At 67.9% G+C, this 24,505-nt stretch carries 25 protein-coding genes; 7 read left to right on the top strand and 18 right to left on the bottom strand.

Annotation, left to right across the window (positions count from 1 at the left end):
- Positions 1-37 precede the first annotated feature (37 nt).
- The 4 genes from MHZ35_RS13565 to MHZ35_RS13550 all read right to left on the bottom strand — a co-directional run bounded on the left by MHZ35_RS13565 (position 38) and on the right by MHZ35_RS13550 (position 4,602).
- Complete coding sequence (locus tag MHZ35_RS13565) at positions 38-1,171, bottom strand: GNAT family N-acetyltransferase (RefSeq protein WP_239436135.1); 1,134 nt, start codon at positions 1,169-1,171, stop codon at positions 38-40.
- Positions 1,172-1,233: 62 nt separating this feature from the next.
- A complete protein-coding gene (locus MHZ35_RS13560) occupies positions 1,234-2,565 on the bottom strand; it encodes a mechanosensitive ion channel family protein (RefSeq protein WP_239436134.1) in 1,332 nt (443 codons plus the stop codon).
- A gap of 7 nt (positions 2,566-2,572) precedes the next feature.
- Entirely contained in the window at positions 2,573-3,781 is a 1,209-nt protein-coding gene (gene metC, locus MHZ35_RS13555; protein ID WP_239436133.1) for a cystathionine beta-lyase, read from the bottom strand.
- Entirely contained in the window at positions 3,778-4,602 is an 825-nt protein-coding gene (locus tag MHZ35_RS13550) for a sulfurtransferase (RefSeq protein WP_239436132.1), read from the bottom strand. The genes metC and MHZ35_RS13550 overlap by 4 nt, the downstream gene beginning before the upstream one ends.
- A 116-nt stretch (positions 4,603-4,718) precedes the next feature.
- Here MHZ35_RS13550 and queF point away from each other — a divergent pair, with 116 nt between their 5' ends.
- The 3 genes from queF to MHZ35_RS13535 all read left to right on the top strand — a co-directional run bounded on the left by queF (position 4,719) and on the right by MHZ35_RS13535 (position 8,917).
- On the top strand, positions 4,719-5,165 hold the full coding sequence (gene queF, locus MHZ35_RS13545) for a preQ(1) synthase (protein ID WP_125961835.1): 447 nt from the start codon (positions 4,719-4,721) through the stop codon (positions 5,163-5,165).
- 160 nt (positions 5,166-5,325) lie between these two features.
- Positions 5,326-7,593, top strand: coding sequence for a glycosyltransferase family 4 protein (locus MHZ35_RS13540; RefSeq protein WP_239436131.1), 2,268 nt, complete (start codon positions 5,326-5,328; stop codon positions 7,591-7,593).
- Between the two features lie 43 nt (positions 7,594-7,636).
- Positions 7,637-8,917: a glycoside hydrolase family 130 protein gene (locus MHZ35_RS13535; protein WP_132882329.1), complete on the top strand. Its 1,281-nt coding sequence runs from the start codon at positions 7,637-7,639 to the stop codon at positions 8,915-8,917.
- A 399-nt stretch (positions 8,918-9,316) separates the two neighbouring features.
- Here the strand turns inward: MHZ35_RS13535 and MHZ35_RS13530 are convergent, their stop codons facing one another.
- The 3 genes from MHZ35_RS13530 to hflK all read right to left on the bottom strand — a co-directional run bounded on the left by MHZ35_RS13530 (position 9,317) and on the right by hflK (position 12,910).
- On the bottom strand, positions 9,317-10,831 hold the full coding sequence (locus MHZ35_RS13530; RefSeq protein WP_132882328.1) for a Do family serine endopeptidase: 1,515 nt from the start codon (positions 10,829-10,831) through the stop codon (positions 9,317-9,319).
- A gap of 94 nt (positions 10,832-10,925) precedes the next feature.
- Positions 10,926-11,783: a protease modulator HflC gene (hflC, locus tag MHZ35_RS13525; protein WP_239436130.1), complete on the bottom strand. Its 858-nt coding sequence runs from the start codon at positions 11,781-11,783 to the stop codon at positions 10,926-10,928.
- Positions 11,780-12,910, bottom strand: coding sequence for a protease modulator HflK (gene hflK, locus MHZ35_RS13520; RefSeq protein WP_239436129.1), 1,131 nt, complete (start codon positions 12,908-12,910; stop codon positions 11,780-11,782). The genes hflC and hflK overlap by 4 nt, the downstream gene beginning before the upstream one ends.
- 70 nt (positions 12,911-12,980) lie before the next feature.
- On the opposite strand from hflK, the gene MHZ35_RS13515 reads away from it, so the two are divergent.
- Both MHZ35_RS13515 and MHZ35_RS13510 read left to right on the top strand, forming a co-directional pair.
- Positions 12,981-13,946 carry an Mrp/NBP35 family ATP-binding protein gene (locus MHZ35_RS13515; RefSeq protein WP_125961229.1) on the top strand — a complete coding sequence of 322 codons (966 nt, stop codon included), beginning with the start codon at positions 12,981-12,983 and terminating at the stop codon, positions 13,944-13,946.
- Between the two features lie 4 nt (positions 13,947-13,950).
- Positions 13,951-14,385 carry a CoA-binding protein gene (locus MHZ35_RS13510; protein ID WP_239436128.1) on the top strand — a complete coding sequence of 145 codons (435 nt, stop codon included), beginning with the start codon at positions 13,951-13,953 and terminating at the stop codon, positions 14,383-14,385.
- A 215-nt stretch (positions 14,386-14,600) separates the two neighbouring features.
- On the opposite strand, the gene dapD is transcribed toward MHZ35_RS13510, so the two are convergent.
- Together dapD and MHZ35_RS13500 are read right to left on the bottom strand one after the other, a co-directional pair.
- Positions 14,601-15,422 (bottom strand): 2,3,4,5-tetrahydropyridine-2,6-dicarboxylate N-succinyltransferase, encoded by an 822-nt coding sequence (gene dapD, locus MHZ35_RS13505; protein ID WP_239436127.1) that lies wholly within the window; start codon positions 15,420-15,422, stop codon positions 14,601-14,603.
- A complete protein-coding gene (locus MHZ35_RS13500; RefSeq protein ID WP_239436126.1) occupies positions 15,419-16,084 on the bottom strand; it encodes a pyrimidine 5'-nucleotidase in 666 nt (221 codons plus the stop codon). Before MHZ35_RS13500 ends, dapD begins: the two co-directional genes overlap by 4 nt.
- 95 nt (positions 16,085-16,179) lie before the next feature.
- Here MHZ35_RS13500 and MHZ35_RS13495 point away from each other — a divergent pair, with 95 nt between their 5' ends.
- Together MHZ35_RS13495 and MHZ35_RS13490 are read left to right on the top strand one after the other, a co-directional pair.
- Positions 16,180-17,178 carry an LLM class flavin-dependent oxidoreductase gene (locus MHZ35_RS13495; protein WP_239436125.1) on the top strand — a complete coding sequence of 333 codons (999 nt, stop codon included), beginning with the start codon at positions 16,180-16,182 and terminating at the stop codon, positions 17,176-17,178.
- A gap of 421 nt (positions 17,179-17,599) precedes the next feature.
- The gene (locus MHZ35_RS13490; RefSeq protein WP_239436124.1) at positions 17,600-18,199 is read left to right on the top strand and encodes a JAB domain-containing protein; all 600 of its coding nucleotides are present in this window, start codon (positions 17,600-17,602) and stop codon (positions 18,197-18,199) included.
- Positions 18,200-18,490: 291 nt separating this feature from the next.
- Here MHZ35_RS13490 and MHZ35_RS13485 read toward each other — a convergent pair whose 3' ends face one another.
- From MHZ35_RS13485 to MHZ35_RS13450, 9 genes are all read right to left on the bottom strand, one after another.
- On the bottom strand, positions 18,491-19,582 hold the full coding sequence (locus MHZ35_RS13485; RefSeq protein ID WP_239436123.1) for a tyrosine-type recombinase/integrase: 1,092 nt from the start codon (positions 19,580-19,582) through the stop codon (positions 18,491-18,493).
- Complete coding sequence (locus MHZ35_RS18200) at positions 19,474-19,761, bottom strand: helix-turn-helix domain-containing protein (protein ID WP_446741054.1); 288 nt, start codon at positions 19,759-19,761, stop codon at positions 19,474-19,476. The genes MHZ35_RS13485 and MHZ35_RS18200 overlap by 109 nt, the downstream gene beginning before the upstream one ends.
- On the bottom strand, positions 19,758-20,258 hold the full coding sequence (locus MHZ35_RS13480; RefSeq protein ID WP_239436122.1) for a hypothetical protein: 501 nt from the start codon (positions 20,256-20,258) through the stop codon (positions 19,758-19,760). The genes MHZ35_RS18200 and MHZ35_RS13480 overlap by 4 nt, the downstream gene beginning before the upstream one ends.
- On the bottom strand, positions 20,258-20,494 hold the full coding sequence (locus MHZ35_RS13475) for a hypothetical protein (RefSeq protein ID WP_239436121.1): 237 nt from the start codon (positions 20,492-20,494) through the stop codon (positions 20,258-20,260). The genes MHZ35_RS13480 and MHZ35_RS13475 overlap by 1 nt, the downstream gene beginning before the upstream one ends.
- Complete coding sequence (locus MHZ35_RS13470) at positions 20,494-20,631, bottom strand: hypothetical protein (RefSeq protein WP_239436120.1); 138 nt, start codon at positions 20,629-20,631, stop codon at positions 20,494-20,496. The genes MHZ35_RS13475 and MHZ35_RS13470 overlap by 1 nt, the downstream gene beginning before the upstream one ends.
- Positions 20,628-20,870 carry a hypothetical protein gene (locus MHZ35_RS13465; protein WP_239436119.1) on the bottom strand — a complete coding sequence of 81 codons (243 nt, stop codon included), beginning with the start codon at positions 20,868-20,870 and terminating at the stop codon, positions 20,628-20,630. The genes MHZ35_RS13470 and MHZ35_RS13465 overlap by 4 nt, the downstream gene beginning before the upstream one ends.
- The gene (locus MHZ35_RS13460) at positions 20,867-21,115 is read right to left on the bottom strand and encodes a DUF2312 domain-containing protein (RefSeq protein ID WP_239436152.1); all 249 of its coding nucleotides are present in this window, start codon (positions 21,113-21,115) and stop codon (positions 20,867-20,869) included. Before MHZ35_RS13460 ends, MHZ35_RS13465 begins: the two co-directional genes overlap by 4 nt.
- Positions 21,116-21,225: 110 nt before the next feature.
- Positions 21,226-21,705, bottom strand: coding sequence for a hypothetical protein (locus tag MHZ35_RS13455; protein WP_239436118.1), 480 nt, complete (start codon positions 21,703-21,705; stop codon positions 21,226-21,228).
- Positions 21,706-21,721: 16 nt separating this feature from the next.
- Complete coding sequence (locus tag MHZ35_RS13450) at positions 21,722-24,385, bottom strand: toprim domain-containing protein (RefSeq protein ID WP_239436117.1); 2,664 nt, start codon at positions 24,383-24,385, stop codon at positions 21,722-21,724.
- Positions 24,386-24,505 lie beyond the last annotated feature (120 nt).

The raw sequence follows: 24,505 nt of genomic DNA, 5'->3' as shown, positions 1-24,505 counted from the left end.
AAGGGCGCGCGACGCCGGACCGGCGCCTCAGCCGCCGTTACCCCCGCCGGAACGGCGTCAGCTCGCCCAGATACTCCTGCTCATGCGCCACCGCCTCGCGCTCGCGCTCGAGATACTCGGCGACGGCGCGGCGGAAGTTCGGGTCCGGCAGGTAATGCGCCGACCAGGTCGTGACCGGCGCATAGCCGCGCGCCAGCTTGTGCTCGCCCTGCGCGCCCGCCTCGACGCGCTGGAGCCAGCGCGCGATCGCCGCCTCGATCGCCTGGTAATAGCACAGCTCGAAGTGCAGGAACGGCACCTCCTCCACCGCGCCCCAATAGCGCCCGTAGAGCGCATCCGCTCCCACCAGGTTGAGCGCCCCGGCGATCGGCCGGTCGCCGCGATAGGCCAGGATCAGCAGCACCCGCTCGCCTAGCGCCTCCGACAGCAGCGGGAAGAACGACCGCGTCAGGTACGGCTGCCCCCATTTGCGGCTGCCGGTGTCCTGGTAGAACGCCCAGAACGCATCCCAATGCGCCTCGGTGATCTCGGCACCGGCGAGGTGGCGGATCGTCAGCCCCTCGACCGCGGCGGCGCGCTCCTTGCGGATCGCCTTGCGCTTGCGGCTGGCGAGCGCCCCCAGGAAGTCGTCGAACCCGGCATAGCCTTGGTTCTCCCAATGGAACTGCGTCCCCGCCCGCATCAGCCAGCCCGCCGCCTCCCAACGCGGCAGTTCCTCGGGATCGACGAAGGTCGCATGCGCAGAAGACAGGCCGTTCTGGCGGGTGAGCCTTTCCAGAGCGGCGATCAGCGCCGGCGCCTGGGCAGGATCGCGCAGCAGCAGCCGCGGTCCCGGCACCGGCGTGAACGGCACCGCCACCTGCAGCTTGGGATAATAGTCGCCGCCGGCGCGCTCCCAGGCGTCGGCCCAGGCATGGTCGAACACATATTCGCCCTGGCTGTGCGCCTTGGCATAGGCGGGGGCGATCGCGGCCGGGCGTCCGTCGGGCCCGTCCACCACCACCGGCAGCGGCTGCCAGCCGCTGCGCCCACCGACCGATCCGGACCGCTCCAGCGCGGCCAGGAAGCCGTGGCTCAGGAACGGATTGCCCGGGCCGGCACAGGCGTCCCAGTCGGCGGCGGGGATGGACAGCACGCCCTCGGCGATGCGCGCGGTGATGGGGGTGCTCACCCCCGCAATCTAGGCACGCGCCCGTCTCCCTCCAAGCACCGGCCGCACCGTTTTTCCCACGCTCAGGCGTCGGGGCCCGGGGGAGCCTGCGGCGGAACCGCGTCCGGATCGGCAGCACCCTGGACGGCGAAGGCGGCTGCACCCGCAGGATCGCGCAGGATCATCTCGCGCCTGGGCACCGGGATGACGATGCCGTGCTCCTTGAACAACAGCCACAGCCGGTTGAGCACGTCCGAACGCACGTTGCCGACGCCGCTTTCGGGATCGCTGATCCACACCAGGATATCGTGCTCGGCGGCATAGTCGCCATAGCTCACCAGCCAGACATTGGGCTTGGGGCTCTTCAACACCCGCGGGCTCTCGCTCGCCGCGCGCAGCATCAGCGCCTGGGCGAGCTTCAGGTCGCTTTCATACCCCACCTTCACCTGGATGCGCACGCGCACGTTGCGATCGGTGAAGGACCAATTCTCCACCTCCTGCGTCATCAGGTTCTCGTTGGGGATCAGGTGCTCCTTGCCGTCGCGGGTGATGACGGAGACCGCGCGCACGCCGATCTTGTTCACCCAGCCGAAGCTCTCGCCCACCACGATCACGTCGCCCGGCTTGATCGATCGGTCCATCAGCAGGATGATGCCCGCGATCAGGTTGCCCACGGTCTTCTGGAGACCAAAGCCGATCGCCAGGCCAAGCCCGCCCGAAAACACCGCAAAGGTGGTGAGGTCGATCCCCAGCAGGTCGATGCCGAAGAAGAAGGCGACCACCACCGCGCCGATCGCCGCCAGCTTCTGCGCCAGCAGCTTCTGCGTCGCGTCCAGGCTCTTGGCCCGCCCGATCGAATGGCTGACCAGCCGGTTGGCGAGCCGCACCAGCGCATAGAGGCCGACCGCCACCACCGCGACCGACACCAGCGACAGCAGCGACAGCCGCCGCCGCCCGACGTCGAAGCCGACCCGCTCCAGCGCGCCGGTCACATTGTCGAACCCGCCCAGCGCATTGCTCAGCACGCCCACGAAGATCACCGCGCCGATCGTCCACGCCGCCCAGCGCGGCAGGTGCAGCCCGCGCAAGATGTCGATCGCGAGTCGCGCGGTGGTCCAGCCGAGCACCAGCCCGATGCCGAACGCCGACAGCGGGTGCCAGCCATAGCTGCCGGCGACGATCGCCAGCAGCGCGGCCGCGACCGCATGGCGCGCGATCTGGCACAGGCGGGGGGCGATCCCCTCGCCCTGCCCGTCGAAGTGGTTGCGCCAGAAGCCGGCAATCCCCGGCCCGAGCCGCCGGCCCGCGACCCATCCGAGCGTCAGCGCCAGCAACACCAGCACCGCCGCGATCAGCGCCTCGATGAGCGCCGGCGTGCCCGGAATGGTGATGCCGAATTCGGCGAGCCGGCTCACCACGCCGTCACCCCCGCGCCGCCCGGAAGCGGGCGAGCCCGGCGTCGAGGTCGGCGATCAGGTCGTCCACGTCCTCGAGCCCGATCTGCAGCCGCACCATCGGCCCCTCTGCTTGCCAGGGGGTGGCGCTGCGATAACGCTCGGGGTCGATCGGCACCGCCAGGCTCTCGAACCCGCCCCAGCTATAGCCGATCGCGAACAGCTCCAGCCCGTCGATCAGCGCTGCCCGCGCCGCCTCGTCCCCGCCGTCGAGCACGAAGGAGAAGAGACCCGAAGACCCGCGGAAGTCCCGCGCGAAAATGTCGTGGCCCGGCGTTCCCGGCAGGGCCGGGTGCAGCACGCGGGCGACCCCCGGCTGCTCGCACAGCCAGCGCGCGATCGCCAGCGCACTCTCGCCATGCCGATCGAGCCGCACCGCCATGGTGCGAAGCCCCCGCGAGCCCAGATAGGCATCGTCGGGCGAGACATGCTGGCCCAGCTGGTAGCTGGCGTTGCGCAGCGCCGCGAACTTCCCGGGCGCCGCGGTCACCGATCCCAGCATCGCGTCCGAATGGCCGACGACGTACTTGGTGCACGCCATGATCGTATAGTCGACGCCCAGTTCGATCGCCGGGAACAGCAGCGGCGTCGCCCAGGTGTTGTCGAGCAGGGTGGTGATCCCGCGCGCCTTGGCGGCGGCGACGATCGCCGGCACGTCCTGCACCTCGAAGGTCAGGCTCCCCGGGCTCTCCATGAAGATTGCGCGCGTGTTCGGCCCGATCAGCTCGGCGATGCCTGCGCCTATCAGCGGGTCGTAATAGCGCGTGGTGATGCCGAAGCGCTTGAGCAGCCCGTCGGCCAGGTGGCGGGTCGGGTCATAGGCGCTGTCGACCAGCAGCAGCTCGTCGCCCGGCGACAGCACCGCCAGCAAGGCGGTCGAGATCGCCGCCACGCCCGAGGGATAGAGCAACGTCGCCTCGGCACCCGGCTCCAGCTGGGTCAGCGCGTCGGCGAGCGACCATTGCGTCGGCGTGCCACGCCTGCCGTAGAACAGCTTGTGGTGGGTATCCCGGCCCGCAGTCGCGCGCAGTTCCTCGACCGTGTCGTAGAGGATGGTCGACGCCCGCCACACCGGCGGGTTGACGATGCGCTGCGTCCATTCCGGCCGGCGCCCCGCGCCGACGACGCGCGTGCCCGCGCCCCGGTCCCCGTCTCGGCCCTCGCCCGCTTCGCTCACAGCGTCACCGTCGCCTTGGGCGTGGTCGGGTCCGACGCCCAGTCCGTCCAGCTGCCGTCGTAGAGCGCCGCATCACGGCCGAGCAGATGGAGCCCGAACGCCAGCACCGCCGCCGTCACCCCCGAACCGCAGGTGGTGACGATCGGCCGGTCGAGATCGACGCCCGAGTCCTCGAACGCCGCGCGCAGCGCCTCGCCCCGCTTCCACGTCCCGTCGGTAGCGAACAGCTTGCCATAGGGCAGGTTGAAGGAGCCCGGGATGTGCCCGGTCGGCAGCCCGCGCGGGTCGAGTTCGGCGCCGCTGAAGCGGGCCGCCGAACGCGCATCGAGCAGCTGCTCGGCCCCGCTGTCCAGGTTCGCGCGCACATCCGCCTTGGTCCGCATCCGGCTGGGATCGAAGCTCAGGTGACGCGTCACCGTATGAGCTGCGCCATGACCGGTCTGGAGCGGCCGCCCTTCCGTCCGCCACTTGGCGATCCCGCCGTCGAGCAGGCTCGCCGCCACGCCATAGCGCTTGAGCAGCCACCAGGCGCGCGCCGCGCTATGATAGGGCGAGTCGTCGTAGAGAACGATCGTCGCGCCATCATCGATCCCCAGCGCACCCAGCAGCCGGGCGACGCCGGCGGTCGCGCCCTCGGCCGCCGCCTGGGAGAGATGACCGAGGTCGAGAAAGGCGGCACCCGGAATATGGCCGGCCGCGAACTCCGCTGCCGCATCGCGCCCCTCGGCGCCCAGCGATCCGAACCAGGTCGCGTCCAGCAGGTGAAGCCCGGGGCTCCCCAGCTGCGTCGCCAGTTCGTCTGTCGTCACCAGCGCGTCCATGCCGTCTCCTTCGCTGCGTCCCCTCGTGCTCTACGCATCGCCGCCGCCCCCGTCGAGGCATCGGAACCGCGGATCGCCCGTTCCCTTTCCGGGGTCGGCATCCTACATGCGCGCGCATGACACCAAAGCATCTGGGCCAGAGCAGCGGGCTTCCCGCATCGCCGGAACAGGCCGAACTCGATTATGTCCCCAACCCGCGAGAGGGCTCGCGCTATTGCGTGCGCTTCACCGTGCCCGAATTCACCTCGCTGTGCCCGGTCACCGGCCAGCCGGATTTCGCGCACCTGGTCCTCGACTATGTGCCCGACGCCACGATCGTCGAGTCCAAGTCGCTGAAGCTGTTCCTCGGCTCGTTCCGCAACCACGCCGCCTTTCACGAGGATTGCACGGTCGGCATCGGCGAGCGGCTGTTTGCCGAGATGAAGCCCTTGTGGCTGCGCATCGGCGGCTATTGGTACCCGCGCGGCGGTATTCCGATTGACGTGTTCTGGCAGTCGGGCGAGCCGCCCGCGGGCGTCTGGATTCCGTCGCAGGACGTTCCGGGCTATCGCGGGCGCGGCTGACCTTCCTGACGCGGCGCAGCAGGAAAGAAGCGCGATCTGGCTTGCTGCGTCGGTTTTCCGATATTGCACCGCACCATCGGTGAAACTAACTTCCCCCTCACGCATTTGCCTGTTGTAGCCGGCGAGTGTTTCGCCGGCCATTCCAGCGTGAGGAACGTGGATGGCGCCGAGTATCGCCGCACCGGGTGGCATGGATCACATCGCCCTGATCGGCAACTTCCTGCCGCGCAAGTGCGGCCTGGCGACCTTCACCACCGACACCTACAACGCGCTCAAGCAGCGCTTCCCGGACCTCAAGGTCGACGTCTATGCGATGGACGACCGGCCGGGGCTGCACGCCTATCCGCCCGCGGTCACCCACAGCATCCCGCAGAACGATCGCGCCGCCTATAGCGAGGCTGCGCGCCGGATCGCTGAGAGCGGCGCCAAGGCGCTGTGGGTCCAGCACGAATATGGCATCTACGGCGGTGCGGCGGGCGACTATCTGCTGGCGCTGCTCGACCGGGTCACCGTTCCCGTCATCGTCACCCTCCACACCATCCTGGAGAAGCCCAGCGCCGACGAGCGCCGGGTCATGGACGCCCTGCTCCGCCGTGCCGCACGCGTGATCGTCATGGCCGACAAGGGGCGTGAGATCCTGACCCGCGTCCACGGCGTCGATCCGCGCAAGCTCGTGATGATCCCGCACGGCGTACCCGACCGCGCCTATGTCGAGCCCGCCGCCATGAAGGGCCGGTTCGGCTGGGCCGATCGCGACGTGATCCTGACCTTCGGCCTGCTCGCGCCCAACAAGGGCATCGAGACGATGATCGAGGCCATGCCCGCGGTGGTCGGCGCGCACCCGCGCGCGCTCTACGTGGTGCTCGGCGCCACCCACCCGCACCTCGTCGAGCATGAGGGAGAGGCCTATCGCGATCGGCTGAAGGCGCTTGCCGCCGACCGCGGCGTCGCCGACAACGTCGTCTTCGTCGACGCATTCGTCGAGCATGAGGAACTGCTCGACTATCTCCAGGCGGCCGACCTCTACGTCACCCCCTACAGCAACCCCGCCCAGATCACCTCGGGCACGCTTTCCTATGCCGTGGGCATGGGCAAGGTCGTGATCTCCACGCCCTATGTGCATGCCAGCGAGATCCTCGCCGACGATCACGGGGTGCTGGTGCCATTCGGCGACAGCGGCGCCTTTGCGCGCGAGATCAACCGCCTGCTCGGCGACGCCACCGCCCGCCATTCGCTTGCCGAGCGCGCCTATGCGCATGGCCGCTCCATGCTGTGGCCGCGCCTGGCGGAGCGCGCGATGGCGGAGGTCGCCGATGCCGTCGCGGCCCTCCCCCACCGCATCCCGCGCACCAACGAGCTCGCCCCGCTCAAGCCCACCATCGCCGCGGTCGAGCGGATGAGCGATGCCACCGGCATGCTCCAGCATTCGATCTTCTCGATCCCGGATCGGCGCCACGGCTATTGCATCGACGACAACGCCCGCGCGCTGATCCTGATGCACCGCATCGACGACCTCGACGAGTCGACCCGCGACAAGTGGACCAGCGTCTACGCAGCCTTCCTCCAGCACGCCTGGAACCCGGACACGCGGCGCTTCCGCAACTTCATGAACTTCGACCGCAGCTGGTGCGAGGACGAGGGTTCGGAGGATTCGAACGGCCGCGCGCTCTGGGCGCTGGGCGTCACCGCGCGCGAGGCGCGGGCGCGCAAGCATCGCGACTGGGCGATTGCCCTCTTCGACGCGACCGCCGGCATCGCACTGGAACTCGGCAGCCCGCGGGCGCGCGCCTTTGCGATGCTCGGCGCCGCCGCGATGCTCGACGTCTATCCGGGCCACCCCCTCGCCCGCGACATCCTCACCCGCTTCGGCGGCGAACTGGTAGAGCTGCTGCACGAGGCGCGCCGCCCCGAGTGGCAGTGGTTCGAGATCGTGCTGGCCTATGACAACGCCCGCCTGCCGGAAGCGATGATCCGCGCCGGCCAGACGCTGGAACGTCCGGACCTCCTCCAGGTAGGCTTGGAGACGCTCGACTGGATCGTCGCCCGCCAGACCTCGCCCGAGGGGCGCTTCCGCGCAGTCGGTACCGAGAGCTTCCACCGCCCCTATGCGGACCCGCTGCCCTTCGATCAGCAGCCGCTGGAGGCGCAGGCGACCATCGACGCCTGCATCGCCGCGCACGAAGTCACCGGCGACGAGCGCTGGGCGGCCGAGGCGATGAAGGCCTATCGCTGGTACCTCGGGGTCAACGACCTCGATCTGCCGCTCGCCTCCGGCGCGGATGGCGGCTGCTTCGACGGGCTGATGCCGCATGGGCTGAACCAGAACCAGGGCGCGGAATCGATCCTCGCCCTGCAACTCGCCTCCTGTGCGATTTCCCGTCTTTCAATGCGCCCCCCGGTCGTGGCAGAGGGCCGCGCCGTCGCCTGAACGGGCGAACGCGCGCAATTCGAAGGCTTCCCAGAGGTTTCGCATGCTGAATCTGGTCACGCACCCGCTGCGGCTGCACGCCGATCCCTCGCGGGTGGTGGTTCGGCCCTTCCATATCGCCTGGCAGTCGAACGGCACCACGCCCAGCCGCACCGAGCGGATGGTCAACGCCGTGCTGGCGATGTCCCCGGAAGAGACGCGCCACCAGCTCGAGGTGGTGCTGAAGGACTTCGAGGCCCGCCACTGGCAGACGCGGCGCGTGTTCATGACCCGCTATGACGAGATCGAGGCGCAGCTGGGGCTCGACGGCAGCCAGATCGACGACGAGAAGCGCCAGCTGATCGGCGCCTATTTCTGCCACGAATACAGCTACGCCGCCGCCGCGCTGATGAACCCCAGCGCCGTGCCGCACTTTGACCAGACCGGCATGCAGCCGGGAAGCCTGCGCATCCTGATGTCGATGCGCGCGGTGGGCGAGGGCCACATCTCCTCGGTCGCCTTCCGCGAAGGCATCATCACCGACCAGAACGAGATGCGCCTCGCGCCCGAACCGCCGTTCGCGACCGCAACCGACGCGATCGGCGACGAGGAAACGGCGCCCTCTGGTGCGGTCACCGTCTATCGTCATCGCGACTCGACGCTGTCGGGTACGGTGATCTTCCCGATCACCCAGGCCCAGTCCAAGGGGCTGGAGGACATGCGCCTCGTCCACTTCACCCATGACGACGGGCAGCAGGAGTGGCTGGGCACCTACACCGCCTATAACGGCTCGCAAATCCAGTCGGAGCTGCTGCGCACCCGCGACTTCCGCGCGTTCGACCTCGTGCCGATGACCGGCAGCGCCGCGCGCAACAAGGGCATGGGCCTGTTCCCGCGCAAGGTGAACGGCAAGTACATGATGATCGGGCGTCAGGACGGCGAGAACCTGTTCCTGATCGAATCCGATACCCTCACCCATTGGGACGAGGGGCAGCTGCTGCTCACGCCCGAATATCCGTGGGAGCTGGTGCAGATCGGCAACTGCGGCCCGCCCATCGAGCTGGACGAGGGTTGGCTGGTGCTCACCCACGGCGTCGGCGCGATGCGCAAATATGCGATCGGCGCGGTGCTGCTCGACAAGCACGATCCTTCGAAGGTGATCGGCCGCACCCGCGAGCCGATCCTCGCTGCCGCCAACGAGGACCGCGAGGGCTATGTCCCCAACGTCGTCTATTCCTGCGGCGCGCTGCGCCACGGCGACAAGCTCTTCATCCCCTATGGCGTCGCCGACAGCTCGGTCGCCTTCGCCTTTGTCGAGATCCAGTCGCTGCTCTCGGTAATGTAAGCCGGCGGGGGAGGGGAGAGCCCCTCCCCCACTTCGTACCCCGGCGAAGGCCGGGGCCCAGTTGGGGAACGACAGCGAGGGTCTCTACGCCCGTCCTGAGCCGCCACGGCGCACAAGAGCAACGCTCCTCAAGGCCGACACCCCAACTGGACCCCGGCCTCCGCGGGGTACGCCCGCAACTCCGGGCAACCCTCCCCCAAAACACCCCGTATCCCCGCGAAGGCGAGGATCCAGGGCCAAACAGAACCACGGCGGTACCGCCCGCGATCCTGGGCTCCCGCCTGCGCGGGAGCACGAAAGGAGCGCCTCCTCCGCAAGCGCCGCCCGAACACCCCCCAAACGCAAACGGCCCGCCGCTCCTTCGAGCGACGGGCCGCAATGCACTGCGAAGGGACCGGCTCAGCCGCCGATGCGCACCGGCATGTAGATGCCTTGGCCGCGGCGCTGGACGAACAGCAGCACTTGGTCGCGACCAGCCGCCTTGGCCTGCGCCACCTGGCGGGCGACGTCGGCGGCGTTGGCGACCGGGGTCCGGTTGACCGAGACGATCACGTCGCCACGGCGGATGCCCTTGCCGGCCGCATCGCTCGACGGGTCCGTGCCCGTGACCACCACGCCCTTCACCGCCGGATCGACGCCGATGCTGCGCGCGATCGACGGGGTCAGCGGGGTCACGCCGATGCCCAGCGATGCCGCGCCCGTATCCTGGGGCGCCTCTTCCTGCGGCATGCCGCTGTCGTCTTCGGGGTTGAACTGCGCCAGCTGCTCCTCCGGCGGCCGCTTGCCGACGGTGACGGTCACCGTCTGGCGCTTGCCGTCGCGCAGCAGTTCGACCGGGATGCGCGTGCCCGGCGCGGTGTTCGCGACCAGGTAGCTCAGCGTCTGCTCCGGCGTCACTTCCTTGCCGTTGACGGCCACCACCACGTCGCCCTGGCGGATGCCGGCCTTGGCCGCCGCTTCGCCCGGCTCGACGCGCGAGATCAGCTCGCCGCGGTCCTTGGGCAGGCCCAGCGCCGCGCCGATGTTCTCGTCGATCGGCTGGATGCCGACGCCCAGATAGCCGCGCTCGATCGCCTGGCCGCGCATCAGCTTGTCGACGATCGGCTTGGCCTGCTCGGCCGGGATCGCGAGACCAATGCCGATGTTGCCGCCGGTCGGCGACAGGATCTGCGAGTTGATGCCGATGACATTGCCCTGCAGGTCGAACATCGGGCCGCCCGAGTTGCCGCGGTTGATCGCGGCATCGGTCTGGATGAAGCGGTCATAGGTGCCGCCGCCGGTCACGCGATTGATCGCGGAAACGATACCCGCGGTCACCGATCCGCTCAGGCCGAACGGGTTGCCGATCGCGACTACCCAGTCGCCGACGCGCGCCTGGCGCGAATCGCCGAAGCGCACGAACGGGAAGGTCGCGCCCTCGATCTTGAGCACGGCCAGGTCCGATGCCGCGTCGCGGCCGACCAGCCGCGCCTTGAACTCGCGACGGTCCGACAGGGTCACCGTGATCGACTCGACCACCGCGGAGGCGGTGCCGGCCGAGACGACGTGGTTGTTGGTGACGACATAGCCGTCGGCCGAGATCAGGAAGCCCGAGCCCAGCGACTGCGCTTCCTGGGTGCGGGGGCTGGCGCCGCCCCCGCGCGGGCCGCCGAAGAACTGCTCGAACGGGGTGCCGGCGAACGGGTTGCTCTGCTGCACCGTCACGCGCTGGGTGGTGGAAATGTTGACCACCGCCGGCTGGAGCCGCGCGACCAGGTCGGCGAAGCTCATCGGAGCGCCCGCGCGCGGCGCGGTGCTGGCGATCGCGCCGGGCTCGTTCTGCGCGGTCTGCGCGCCGGCGGGGGGCTGGAAGCTGAAGGCTGCCGCGGTGCCGCCGAGCAGCAGCGCAGAGGTAAGGGCGTAGGCGTAACGCACTAGGATAGGTCCTCTCTAAACGACAGGGATCGTTCGATCCCAGGCTATGTCCTTGATGCTGAACTTGATTTGAATGCCCCCCGGCACGGTCTCCTCAGCGTTCTCGACCCTGGAACTCCCGCAGATAGCCATTGTTCGGCGACAGCACGATCGACGTATCGCCGTTGCCCTCCCCCTTGGCAAAGGTCGTGCGATAGGATTCCATCGCGCGCCAGAACGCATAGAAGTCGGCGTCCTTGCCAAAGCTCTGCGCATAGATCTGCGCTGCCTGCGCCTCCGCATCGGCGCGGATGATCTGCGCCTGCTTCTGGCCGCGCGCCTGGATCGTCACCGCCTCCTGCTGCCGGGCCGAGCGCATCCGGTTGAGCGCGCTGGTGAGCGGGCTGCCCTCCGGCAGGTCGGCGTGCTTGATCCGCACGTCGACGATCTCGGCACCATATTGCGCGGCGGTACGCTGAAGCGCCGTCTGGATATTCTCCATCACCTGCGTGCGCTCCGGGCTCAGCAGCGCCGCGAACGGCCGCTTGCCCAGCTCGCCGCGCAGGGTCGAGCCCAGGATCGGCTGCAACTGGTCGGCCACGCTCTGCTCGGACCCGGCCGTCACCACCATCTGCACCGGATTGACGATGCGGAAGCGCGCGAACGCGTCCACCTCCAGCCGCTGCTGATCGCTGGAGAGCACCTGCTGGTTGTCGAGCTCGACGGCCAGCACGCGCTTCTCCACCCACACCAAGCGGTCCAGGAAGGGAATGCGCAGCACGATGCCAGCACCGCTGCGGCCGAACGGCTGGCCCGGCTCATAGCGGTTGACGATAGCGATCGGCTGCTGGACGCGCAGGATCACCGCCTGCTTGGCCTCCGGTACGATCGCGATCGAGCTCACCGCCAGGATGGCGAGCACCAGCAGCGCGATCCCGATCGCCACGGGATTGCGGAACAGGCTGCGGCTCATCGTGCGGTCTCCATCGCCTCGGGCGTGGGCGGTTCGGGCGTCGTCGGGGCGGTGGCGCGGCGGCGCACCTCGGGCAGCGGCAGATAGGTCTGCACGCCCGGCTCGACGATCGTCTTGTCGGCGCCGCGCAGCACCTGCTCCATGGTCTCGTAATAGAGCCGGCGGCGGGTCACCTCGGGGGCGGCGCGATATTGTTCGTAGATGCGATCGAACTGCGCGGCATCGCCCTGCGCCCGCTCGATCACCTGCTGCGCATAGGCGCGCGCGTCGTTGAGGTTCGACTGCGCCTGCTGCTGCGCTGCCGTCACCGCCTTGAACGCGTCGTCGACCGCGGCCGGGGCCGCCGCCTGCTTGATCGCCACGCCCAGGATGCGGATGCCCGACTTATACTCGTCGAGCAGCGCCTGCATGCGCTGCTGCACGTCGCCCTGGATGCCGATGCGGCCGGCACCGATCGCCTGGTCCAGCTCGACGTTGGCGATCTCGGCGCGCATCGCGCTCTCGGCCACGGCGCGCACCGTTTCGCGCGGGTCGGCGATCTCGAAGACGTAGTTCTCCGGCGTCTTGATGTCCCAGCGCACCGAATAGCCCAGGTCGACGATGTTCTGGTCGCCCGTCAGCATCAGGTTCGGCTGGTTGCCCGCCGGAAAGTTCTCGGTCCGCACTTCCTTTACATCCACCATCTGGACGGAGGCGAAGGGCGCCGGGAGCGTCAGCTTGAATCCCGGATCCAGCGTGCCCGTATAGCGGCCAAAGCTAGTGGCGACGCCGCGCTCCTGCGGGCCCACCACATGGACGCAGGTGATCAGCCACAGCCCCACCAGCACGATCAGGCCGATCAGCCACAGCTTGCCGGCGTTGGTCGGCAGACCCGGCCCACCGCGGCCGCCATTGCCGCCGCCACCCCCGCCGCCGCGTGCGCGGCGCAGGAAATCCTCGAGCGAGGTCGCGGTCGCCGGGCGCGCGCGCCGGCCGTCGGGGGGCAGGTTCCACGGGTTGCGCGGGCCGCTCGGGCCGTCGCCGCCGCCGGATCCGCCTTCGGAACCGCCGCGCCCGCCCCAGGGACCCTTGATGTTGTCGTTCCTGAGCACGCCGGCGCGTGCGAACCAGCCGGAAAAGCTTCGCATCCCTTCTTTATAGGAGGACGGAGCGCAATTTACAGTGGCAAGACATTGCTGCGCGCCTATCTGCGACGCGATGACCGACCGTTCTGCCCTGCAAGCCGCCCTCGCCCCCGTCGCCGCCGGCCGCGCCACCGCGCGGGTGGAGGGCTCGCGGGCCAGCATCGTCCTCGACGTGACCGGGCTTCCCACCGCCGCGCGCGACGCGCTGGAGGCCGACGTCCGCGCCGCAGCGCTCGCCACGCCCGGCATCGCCGAAGTGCGCGTCGCTCAGACCAGCGAGCGCGTCGGCCGCCGCCTGATCGCGGTTGCCAGCGGTAAGGGCGGCGTCGGCAAGTCCACGGTCGCCGCCAACCTCGCGATCGCGCTCGCCCGCGCCGGCCGCCGGGTCGGCCTGATCGACGCCGACATCTACGGCCCCTCGCAGCCCAAGCTGCTGGCGGTCGAGGGCACCCGGCCCGAAGCGCGCGAGAAGCAGCTGCTGCCGGTCGAGACGCCCTATGGCGTGCCGCTGCTCTCGATGGGCCAGCTCGTCCCCGCCGGCCAGGCGATCGCCTGGCGCGGGCCGATGGCGGGCGGTGCCCTCACCCAGCTGGCAGAGGCCGACTGGGGCCTCCACGACACGCTGGTCGTCGATCTGCCGCCCGGCACCGGTGACGTGCAGCTCACCATGATCCAGAAGCACAAGCCGGCGGGCGCGGTGATTGTGTCCACGCCGCAGGACCTGGCGCTGATCGACGCCACCCGCGCGATCGACCTGTTCGCCAAGGCCGAGGTGCCGGTGATCGGCCTGGTCGAGAACATGTCCGGCTATGTCTGCCCGCATTGCGGCGAGGCATCCGAGCCGTTCGGCCAGGGCGGCGCCGAGGCTGCGGCCGCGAAGCTCGGCATCCCCTTCCTCGGCCGCATCCCGCTCGCGATGGCGGTGCGCCAGGCATCGGACGCGGGCACGCCGCCGGCCGCCGGGAACGGGCCGGAGGCGACCGCGTTCCACCAGATTGCCGCATCCGTCGGCGAATGGCTGGACCGCAAACAGGGATAACCGCATGCCGCTGACCCGCGACGAGGACATCCGGACGCTTCTCGAAAACGCCCGCACCATCGCGCTGGTCGGCGCCTCCGATCGACCCAGCCGGCCCTCCTACGGCGTGATGGCCTATCTCCAGAACCACGGCTATCGCGTGATCCCGGTCAACCCGCAGATCACCGGCGAGCACGTCCACGGCGAGTTCGTCTTCCGCGAGCTCGCCCAGATCGGCGAGCCGATCGACATCGTCGACATCTTCCGCAACTCGAACGCCGCCGGGGATGCGGTGGACGAGGCGATCGCAGTGGGCGCCAGAGCGGTATGGATGCAGCTCGGCGTCATCAACGAAGCCGCCGCCCAGCGCGCCGAAGCCGCCGGGCTTCAGGTGGTGATGAACGCCTGCCCGGCCATCGAAATCCCCCGCCTCGGCATCCCGCGCATCGCAGACGCCTAACCCCTTTCAGTACCCCGGCGAAGGCCGGGCCCAGTTGGGGGACCTCCCCGCATCTCACGCGCCGCCCGCACCTGGACCCCGGCCTCCGCCGGGGTACGAGTGGGAAGCGACCGACGCCCCCACCCCAACCGTGCTCCTGCGAAGGCAGGAGCCCAGAGTACCGGGCGCTGGCGTTTGTGGCCCTGGGCTCCCGCCTGCGCGGGAGCACAACGACCTCAATCCCGCAGCAGCTCGTTGATCCCCGTCTTCGCGCGCGTGCTCTCGTCCACCCGCTTGATGATCACCGCGCAGTACAGCGCCGGCTTGCCCTCGCCGCCGCCCAGCGACCCGGGCACCACCACCGCGTACGGCGGCACTTCGCCCATCGTCACCTCGCCGGTCGCGCGATCGACGATCTTGGTCGACTTGCCGAGGTACACGCCCATCGACAGCACCGCGCCCTCGCCCACGCGCACGCCCTCGGCGACTTCGGCGCGCGCACCGATGAAGGCGCCGTCGCCGATGATCACCGGGTCCGCCTGCAGCGGCTCGAGCACGCCGCCGATGCCCGCGCCGCCCGAAAGGTGCACGTTCTTGCCGATCTGCGCGCAGCTGCCGACGGTGGCCCAGGTGTCGACCATCGTCCCCTCGCCGACATAGGCGCCGATGTTGACGAAGCTCGGCATCAGGATCGCGCCCTTGCCGACGAACGCACCCTGGCGGACGACGCTGCCGGGCACCGCGCGGAAGCCGGCGTCGCGGAAGCGCGCCTCGTCCCAGCCCTGGAACTTCGACGGCACCTTGTCGAACCAGTTGGCGCCGCCCGGGCCCCCCATCACCGCATTGTCGTTCAGCCGGAACGACAAGAGCACCGCCTTCTTCAGCCACTGGTTGACGCGCCAGCCGCCATGCCCGTCCGGCTCGGCGACGCGCGCGGTGCCGGCATCCAGCTGCGCCAGCGCCTCCGTCACCGCCTCGCGCACCGCGCCGGTAGTGGACAGGCCCAGGGTCGCGCGATCGTCCCAGGCGGCGTCGATGGTGGTTTGCAGGTCGGTCACGCGGGTGTCTCCAGGATGGTGTCGAGCCAGTCGCCGAGGTCGGCGACGGTATAATCGATGAAACTGCGGTCGACCCCCGGCCCCTGTTCGGAGCCGTTGTCGATCCACACGGTGGTCATGCCGATCGCCTTGGCGGGCTTGAGATTGCGGGCAAGATCCTCGACGAACAGCGCCGTCGCCGGATCGATCGCATAGGCGTCGCACAGCCCCTGATAAGCGACCGGATCGGGCTTGGGCCGGTATTGCGTCGCATGCACGTCGTGCACCGCCTCGAAGGTCTCGGCCAGGCCGATACGGTCCAGCACCCGCGCCGCATAGCTCGCGTCGCCGTTGGTGAAGACCAGCTTGCGCCCCGGCAGCGCGCCGATCCGCGCGGCCAGCCCCAGGTCCTCCAGCACGTCCATCTCCACATCGTGGACATAGTCCAGGAAGTGGTGCGGGTCGGTGCCATGCTCGGCCATCAGCCCGGCCAGCGTCATGCCATGGGCATGGTAATATTGCTTCTGCAGCGTGCGGGCCGCCGCCGGCTCCATTCCCAGATGCTCGGCGATATAGGCCGTCATCCGCGCGTCGATCGCCGGAAACAGGCTCACGCTCGCCGGATAGAGCGTGTTGTCCAGATCGAAGATCCAGGTGCGGATGGGGGCGAGCGCGGGGGTCATGGACGGCGCCCGTTTAGGCACCGGCCCTCTGCCGGGCAAGCCGCTGCATCGGCCGCATGGTTGGCGTGCGGCGTCTGCGTCCCCATCTCTGGTCCATGACCGATTATTCGCTGCTCGACTTGGTTCCGATCGTCGCCGGTGGCGACGCGGGCACCGCCCTCGCCAACGCCGCCGATCTCGCCGCCCATGCCGAGGGACTCGGCTACAAGCGCTACTGGGTCGCCGAACACCATGGCATGCCCGGCATCGCCAGCGCCGCCACCGCCGTCGTGATCGGCCATGTCGCCGCCGCCACCCGCACCATCCGCGTCGGCGCAGGCGGCATCATGCTCCCCAACCACGCGCCGCTCACCATCGCCGAGCAGTTCGGCACCCTCGACGCGCTGTTCCCCGGCCGCATCGACCTGGGCCTCGGCCGCGCGCCCGGCTCCGACCAGCGCGTCGCCCGCGCGCTCCGCCGTACCCTAGACAGCGATCCCAACGCCTTTCCGCAGGAGGTGATGGAGCTGCAGAGCTATTTCGCGGCCGACGGTCGCACCGGCATCGAGGCGGTTCCCGGCGGCGGCGCCAACGTGCCGCTGTGGATCCTGGGCTCCAGCCTGTTCGGTGCGCAGCTCGCCGCCGCACTTGGCCTGCCCTATGCCTTTGCCTCGCACTTCGCGCCGGCAGCCCTCGACCAGGCGCTCGCCATCTACCGCCGGGACTTCCGTCCCTCGGCGCAGCTCGACAAGCCCTATGCGATGGCGGCCTTCAACGTGCTCGCCGCCGACACGGACGAGGAAGCCCGCTTCCTCGCCAGCTCGACCGAGCAGTCGTTCGTCGCCATCCGCACCGGCAACGCCATCCAGATGCCGCCGCCGATCGCGGGCTACCGCGACTCGATCGGCCCGCAAGGCTCCGCGATCCTCGACCAGGTGCTCGAATGCTCGGCGATCGGCGGCCCCGACACCATCGAGCGCGGCCTCGCCGCCTTCCTGGAGCGGACCAAGGTGGACGAGGTGATGATCACCGGCGCCATGTACGACCCCGCCGACCGCCGCCGCAGCACCCGCATCGCCGCAGAAGCGATGCAGCGCCTCAACGCCCGCGGCTGAGCCACGCAGTCCGCGCGCCACCAGATACTCGTCGCATAGGCAGTCGGGGGCGTTCCGTAGGCGGGATCTGGCGCCAGGCCTCGCGACTCGCAGCCGTAGAAAGCTGACCGCCCCCGCCGAGTCGCAACCGATCCTGCTGTTTTCCTGGGCCCTGACGTGTCACGCTTTCGCCGCATGAGCTTTGGATTGGTCCATTATGGAGAGGGGAGCTCAGTATAACTTTAAGTGTCTAACTCCACGAATTGCAGGGCCAACGATCTATCTGACTGATATGTATATGGATTTTCACTGGTTCCACTGCCAATGTAAATCAGTAGGGTACGATTCTTAATAAACGCCATTATTTACGTTAACTTATAATGGTTGAAGTTAAGCTGCATTTCACCTTTCCTCTAACCTCCAATCCGGGGAGGGTGGAGAAATGGAACCTGCTTCGATTAGAACCCTTAGCCGCGTGTTAGAAAGAGTTGTAGAAGACCCGGAGGTTGTCTCCGAAAGGCTGCTGCGTGCGCACGGCTCTGCAAATGCTTTGCTTGGAGCCGATGCAAATAAGTTAAGCCTACATGCACCTCCTGCTGTTGTTGAGCACTTGTCAGCAGTGAAGGCGTGGTTCCGTCAGGCGCTGCATACCGCCGCTCTTGAAGGACCATGCATGTATACCAGTGACAGCATTCTGAATTATCTACAATTTGATCTTTCACCATTACGGGTAGAGAAATTTCGGGTTCTGTATGTAAATGCCAATATGAGGTTGATAGCCGATGATACGATGGGGATCGGAAATGAAGACGGCGTTCTAGCATCAGTAAGCGAAGTTTGTCGCCGCGTACTGGATCTAAGTGCAAAATACATCATTCTAGCGCACAACCACCCTGGCGGCAGCGCAAAGCCTTCTGACAAAGATGTTGGTTTTACCAGACGTTTTGTTGACGCAGGACGTTTTCTGGATTTCACAGTATTAGATCATATTATCATTGCTAAAGAAAAAGTAGTCAGCATGAAGAGCCTAAACTTATTCTAGGCCACAAAGCGCCAGCCGGCGCAATTCACGCACGGCTTTCCTCCCATTCTGGAGAATCTCTCCGCCACCATATCCGTCGGCTGCGGCAGCTCTAAGACTCGGCCTCGCCGGCACAGCGGACGACGAGGTCGAGCCGGCGCGTATCCCGCTCGTCGCGCAGGGCGCGAATTGCCCTATTGCGGCCACCGCAAATGCCGCTATTCCGCGGGTCTCCCGAGAGGGGGCGCTTAGCTCAGTTGGTAGAGCATCTCGTTTACACGGTCGGGTTCTATGACCCGTAGCGCGCTGTAATTACTTCGCTTTCTTCGCACCTCCCGCCTTGCGGTCGGGAATAGGTCGGGAGTCCGATGCTTCGAGCGCGTTGCGCACGTCGTCGTCGGTCGCGTGTGCGTAGCGCAGGGTGGTCTTGATCGAGCGGTGCTTGAGCGCTTCCTTGGCGGCCGCGAGGTTGCCGGTGGCGCGCAGGATCCGCGTGCCGCGGGTGTGGCGCAGATCGTGGAAGCGGAAGTTCTCGACGCCAGCGGCGGCCTTGGCAGCCGCCCAGGGGCCGCGCAGCACCTGGGCCGTCATCGGATAGCGCTCGCCCTTTTTGCGCGCCGGCTGCTTGCGGCCGAGCTTGTCGGTGAGAGCCGGCTTGGTGCGCGCGGCAACATAGGTGAAGACGAAGGGCCCGGCCTTCGGCTGGTTCGCGATGATGAGCACCATCTCCTGCGTCAGCGGCCGCTTGACGACGTCGCCACCCTTAATGCGCGTCGTCGCGATCCCGCGGGCCATGTCGAGATCTGACCAGCGGAGGCCGAGCACTTCGCTACGCCGCCACCCGGTCTTGAGGGCGAACTCGCAGAAGCTGAATAGGTCGGTGCGGATCTCGCCGAAGAGATTGGTCTCCTCGAGGGCGCTCAGCTCGCGCGGATCCTTGTTCGGCACCTTGAGCATCAGGGCGCCCCAATCGGGCATTTCCCCGACGTCGTAGCGAGCCTTGCCCGCCCAGCGCCACATGGCGCGGCAGACTTCGATCTCACGATTGACGGATGCGTTGCTGCGGCCGTCGCGGCGTTTGGAGAAGTAGTGGAGCAGCTCGCGCTGGTTGATCTGTGACAGCAGCGCGCCGGCGCCGAGCCCGGCGATCAGCGCGTCGATGATGTAGCGGGTCGTGGGCCAGGAGGGCAGCTCCTCGACCTTGTCCTGGTAGAGACCGCACGCTTCGTCGAGCGTGATCGGGGGGCGTTCGTTGCCCCCCGCCCTCGCCTTGGCGCGCTCGACCTCCTCATGCCTCAGTGCCTCGCGCTTCCCCTTGCATCCCGTCGAGCCGTGAAACCGACGACCTTGCCAGACGAAGTCGAAGTGCCAGTACGGAGAACTCTTCCTCTTGTAGACGGACATCCAGGGGCCTTGCGCGCGCGGCTTTCGAGGTATTCGTCGCAGTCCTCGGGCCGGTAGCGAATCTTCCGATCAGTGACGGCGACATAGCGAATGTGACCGTTGCGCCGGAGCTGACGCAAGGTCTTGGTTGAAACATGGATGCGCTCGGCCGCCTCCTCGCTGGTGAGCAGTTCGGTCATACGGGCACGTCCTTGGGTACCGGATGGTCCTGATCGTCAGAGACTTCGTGCTTTCGGGTAGAAACAGCAAAGGGCGGATAGGTCGGATCCGCACCGGCAAGCACTACCTGTGCGACATGGCGGACCTGTGCAGGCGACACGATTGCCACCTCTTCATCCGTCCATTCCGCAATGCGCTGCACCATTTTGCGAAAGCGGGCTTCAGCGGCTTCGCACAAACCTTGGGCAAGAGGCTGCAGCATGGCATCGAGCCGGTGACGCGCGAGCATCTGCAGAGCGCCGTCGTTGTCTTCCAGATCGTTCGCCATTTCGGCCGCTCGAGCTGACGAATACCCCTGCAGGATCAAGGCACGACCGAACTCCACCCGATCGGCATAGGTGACCTCAACTCGACCGAGGTCACGCACCAGCGCCAGCAGTAGCGTTGGCGCCACCTCTGCGGAAGGCGCCTTGGCGGCAGCCGGGCCGCCGGGATTGTCGATGACGAGCGGGCGCATCAGTCCGTGCCATCTTCTGCGGCGGGCTCGAGTTCGTCGAGCAGTTCGTTCAGAGCGACGGCTACCGCGTTGGCGTGAGCGATCGACATCCAAACGACGTCGGTGCCCTGGCAGATCTCGACAAGCTCGTTGCCTTCATCGTCGTCTCGCGCGCGGACCACGACAAAGGGCCTGTTACGCGACGCGTGGTCGATCACTTCGCGAATGACATTGGTGGTCGTGGTTTGCTGGGACATCAACGGCGGTCTCCCTTGGCTTCGGCGTAGAGGCGCATGAGGATGATGGGGGCCGCGACGATCGCGGCGGCGATGGCGATGGTGATGCCGAGCGCGCGCAGGGCGCGGGCGCGGCGGCTTTTCGGGTGGTTGCTCACGCGGCTTGCTCCATGGGTTCGGGGGTTTCGTCGTCGTCGGGGAAGGTCAGGCCGAGCGCTTGGCAGCCGGCCAAGGTGATCCGCCATTCGCGGCCGCCGTCGCAGGGGATGCCGCCTGCGAGGCCGAGCTTGGCGAGGGAGCGGAAGACCTTGTCGTCGGCCGGCGCGACCTCCGGCCGCCAGAGCAGGCGGCGCAGGCCCGCCCGCTGCCGGAAGCCGATGGTCGGCGCCGGGTTCACAGGCCGAGGCTCTGCTTGTAGGTCTCGAGCATCATCTCCGCCTCGTCGCGGTGATGCTTCTCCATGCGGCGCAGCTGGATGATGGTGCGCATCGTCTTGGCGTCGAAGCCGGTGGATTTCGCCTCGGCGTACACGTCCTTGATGTCGTCGCTGATGCCCTGCTTTTCCTCCTCAAGGCGCTCGATGCGCTCGATCAGAAGGCGCAGCTGTTCGGCCGACACATTGTCGGTGTTGATCGCCTTCATCGGCTCGCGCGCGGCGGCACGCTTGCCCTTGCGCGCGGGCGGGACGTGTGGTGCCGCCTCGTGGCGGTAGCCGCCCTTCCCGTCCGGCACGCGGCGCATGGTCATGATGGTCATGCCTGCGCCTCCCGTGCGGCGCAGTGGCTGCATTGGATCGGGCTGACCCATGCGCAGCTGCCGAAGTGCTCGTGGTGACAACCGTCGTGGGTCGAGCAGCCACAGCCACGGCAGACGCGCGGGTGGCGGCGCGGATCCGCGTCGGCGAGCTGCTGGTAGACGTCTGGATCGAACGGCATGACGGCCGCGATCGACTCCAGTGTCTCGCGGAGCCGGGCGCGCACGCCGGTCGCTTCGAGCATCAGGAGAGTCGCGACGATGTCGCCGCGGATCGCGAGCATGCCGGCGGGCAGCTCGCCGGCCTCGACCAGGGCGGCGCGCAACTCGGTCAGGCGGGCGGCCAGATCGCGGATCGTCAGGCCAGCGGCTTCACGGCGGAGCCGGAGATATGCTTCGGGCGCGAGCGGCTGCGCGTCAGGGATCCGGGGCAGGAACCGCTTGCGCGGCGTCTGGGCAAAGGTGTGGCGATGCAACATCGTGGTGCGCTCCAGTTCAGCGGGATTGGGGGGTGGCGGGATTGCGGAAGTGCCAGCAGTTCACCGTCTTGCCGGTGATCGAGCAGGTGGCTTTGCTGGCTTCCAGGAACTTGCGGGCCTTGCTGGTCTTCAGGTCTCGTTTGAGATCCTTCATCGGGCAGGGCAGGCGCAGGTTGGCGTCGCCGCAGCGGCGCTCGAAATCGACCAGGCTGACCGCGATTACGTCGGCGGCGCGGCTGTGGTTGATCGGGTTGGTCGGCGGCGTCTGCAGCTCGGCATCGCGGGCGGCGAACCAGTCGTACCGTTCCCAGAACCATTCGACGTTCGCGTGCTCGCGCTCGGTCGCGCGCTGCCGCTCCTCAAGGATCTCGATCAGCAGCGCGTGCGCTTCGTCGATGTCGCGCTGGGGCAGCTTGTCACCGAACAGCGGGCGGACGGCATCGAGCATGGCGGCGAGCTGGGCATGGTTCTTTGCCAGGCGCTGGTTGCGGACGATCTCACGCGACAGCATGTTCGCCTCGTGCCGCTTGAACGCGGCGCGATACCGCTCAAGGATCTTCGTCTCGTGCCGGAGCACGTGGATGATGAAACCCGACACGTCCTCGAGCGGGAAGGCCGACAGCGCCTCGCCTGCCGCCTTACCGGCGGCGCCGAAGCGGGACTTGTCGAAGTGCAGCCCCATGATGCGTTCGTGCATCGCGTCGGAGCCCTCAACCGTGGCGTTCTGCGCGATGATGAGGCTGGCGCGGAATGGCGGCTCGAAGGTCTCCATGCCGCCGTTGGCGACACCGCGGGTGTAAACCGGGCGGCCGTTGTAGGCGTCCTTCAGTTCGTCCCATTCAAACTTCGCGGCATGCGGCGTCTCTGCGCCACGATCGCCCTCGATCAGCACGACCGGCAGGTTTGCGACCTGGCCGAAGTTGCGGGCGCGGCCGGCCTTGGTCGCCTTGGTCGGGTTGAAGCCCTCGTAATTGGCGCGGCCGACCAGCTTCCACAGGAACTCGAGCAGCGTGGTCTTGCCGGTGCCCGGCGGGCCGCTCATCTCCAAAAAGCCGAAGCTGCTCTGTTCGCGGCGGATCTGCTCGGCGAACAGGCTGGCGATAAAATAGGTCAGCGTGACCGTGCCCTTCGCGCCATAGGCGGTCAGGAGGTGCGGCAGCCAATCGAGGTTGAGCTTGTCCGGATCATAGTCGATCCGCAGCAGGCGGTCGCTGGTGCGCAGCTTCACCGACTGCTTGCCGAGGGTGAAATATTCCTCCTCGTTCGGCCGGTGCACGACGCCATTGTGCACGGCGATGTCGCCCAGCACGTAGGCGGCATGGTCGATGCTGTAGCCGGTGAACTGGATCGCCTCGACCATGCGGATCCGCGCCCATTGGCGCTGCATCAGCTTGTCGAGCTGCTGGGTCGATCCGGTGAACTGTGCGCCAGGCGCGATCGAGGCCAGGCGCTTCTTGAACTCGGCGCCGGCGGTGCATGCCGAGCCTGAGAACGTCGCCTTCACGCTCGGCCGGTCGGAGGGAAAGTCGACGCGGAAGAAATAGGCGCCCTCGTCCAGGCCGGTGTCGCGCTGGAAGTAGAGGGTCTGGAAGGTGCAGTTCGCCAGCTCCTCGATGGAGATCGCCTGCTTGGCCGCCGCCTTGACCATCCCTTCCCAGCCCAACTCCTTGTAGGCTTGGTGCTCGGGCTTGTCGGACGTCTGCCACAGCTCCAGCTGCTCGTTCATCCGCTCTTCGGAGATCGTCGCCCAATATTGGCGGTAGCCGAACACCAGCGGGAAGGACGCCGACAGGGTACGCTGGTAGATCAGGTGCGCCTTTTCGCGGACGTCGGCGGCGGTGGTGACGTCGCCATTCCAGCGGTATTCAGCCAGGTGCTCGGGCGTCAGCAGGTCGCGCTGCGCGAGGTCGTTCCAATCGAGCTTGCCATCGGTGGCATCACCATCGGCACGCACCTGGGCGGCGACGGCGTCCCAGCCCTTCGCCCGCGCATCCTTCACGAAGCGGCGCGTCCACCTGGTGCCGGCGGCGCCGACGTCGAAGGCGAAGACCAGGCGCGGCTGCGGGCAACCGAGATCGGCGGCGGCGCGGCGCAGTTCGTCCAGCGCCTTTTCCGGCCAGTTGTTGCAGCTCATCAGCGAGACGGCGGTCACGCCGGCCGACTGGTTGAGCGCGATCGCGTCGAAGATGCCCTCGGCGAGCCAGATCTCCGGCGCCTGGGCGAGATCCGCGATGGTTACGCCGGGCAGCGCCCACCACTGCCCCTTGTAGGAGCCGCCGTAGCCGAACCGCGCCTTCTTCTTGCCGAAGCGCGCGGGCTGGTCGATCAGCCGTTCCCAGAAGGTGCCGCCGGGCAGCGGGAAGCGGACGGTGGCCGTGCCAATGCCCAGCTCCTGGTCGTGATAGCGCTCCTGCGTATAGGCGCCCTTGAGTGGCGCGATGTCGAAGCCGCGCGCGTCCGTCAGATAGGCGTCAGCGGCTGCGTTCGGCCGCTGCTCGGTCTGCTTGTGGCGCTTCGACCAGTCGTCGAAGATCTCCGGGTAGAGATCCTTCACATGGCCCTGCCAGCCACATTTGTCCTCACGCCCGCACTTCAGCACCCAGGGTGCCGCCGCATGGGCGTACAGCTCGCGCTGCCCGCGGCTGCACTGCAGGCACTTTCCCTTGCGCAGGTAGGCCACATATCCTGACAGTCCAGCCCCAATGTGAATTCCAGCAGCATTTTCCCGACCCGGTTTCATGCTGCGATCTCCTCGGACTGAGGCTGCTGAGCGTGCATCCAGTCAGCGGCGGCCTGAGCC

Origin of the sequence: Sphingomonas sp. ACRSK, assembly GCF_022346685.1 — a bacterium.
In the GTDB taxonomy this organism is placed as follows: Bacteria; Pseudomonadota; Alphaproteobacteria; order Sphingomonadales; family Sphingomonadaceae; genus Sphingomonas; species Sphingomonas molluscorum.
Note: the sequence above shows the minus strand (reverse complement) of the source record. Positions and strands in the feature narration are given on the sequence as shown.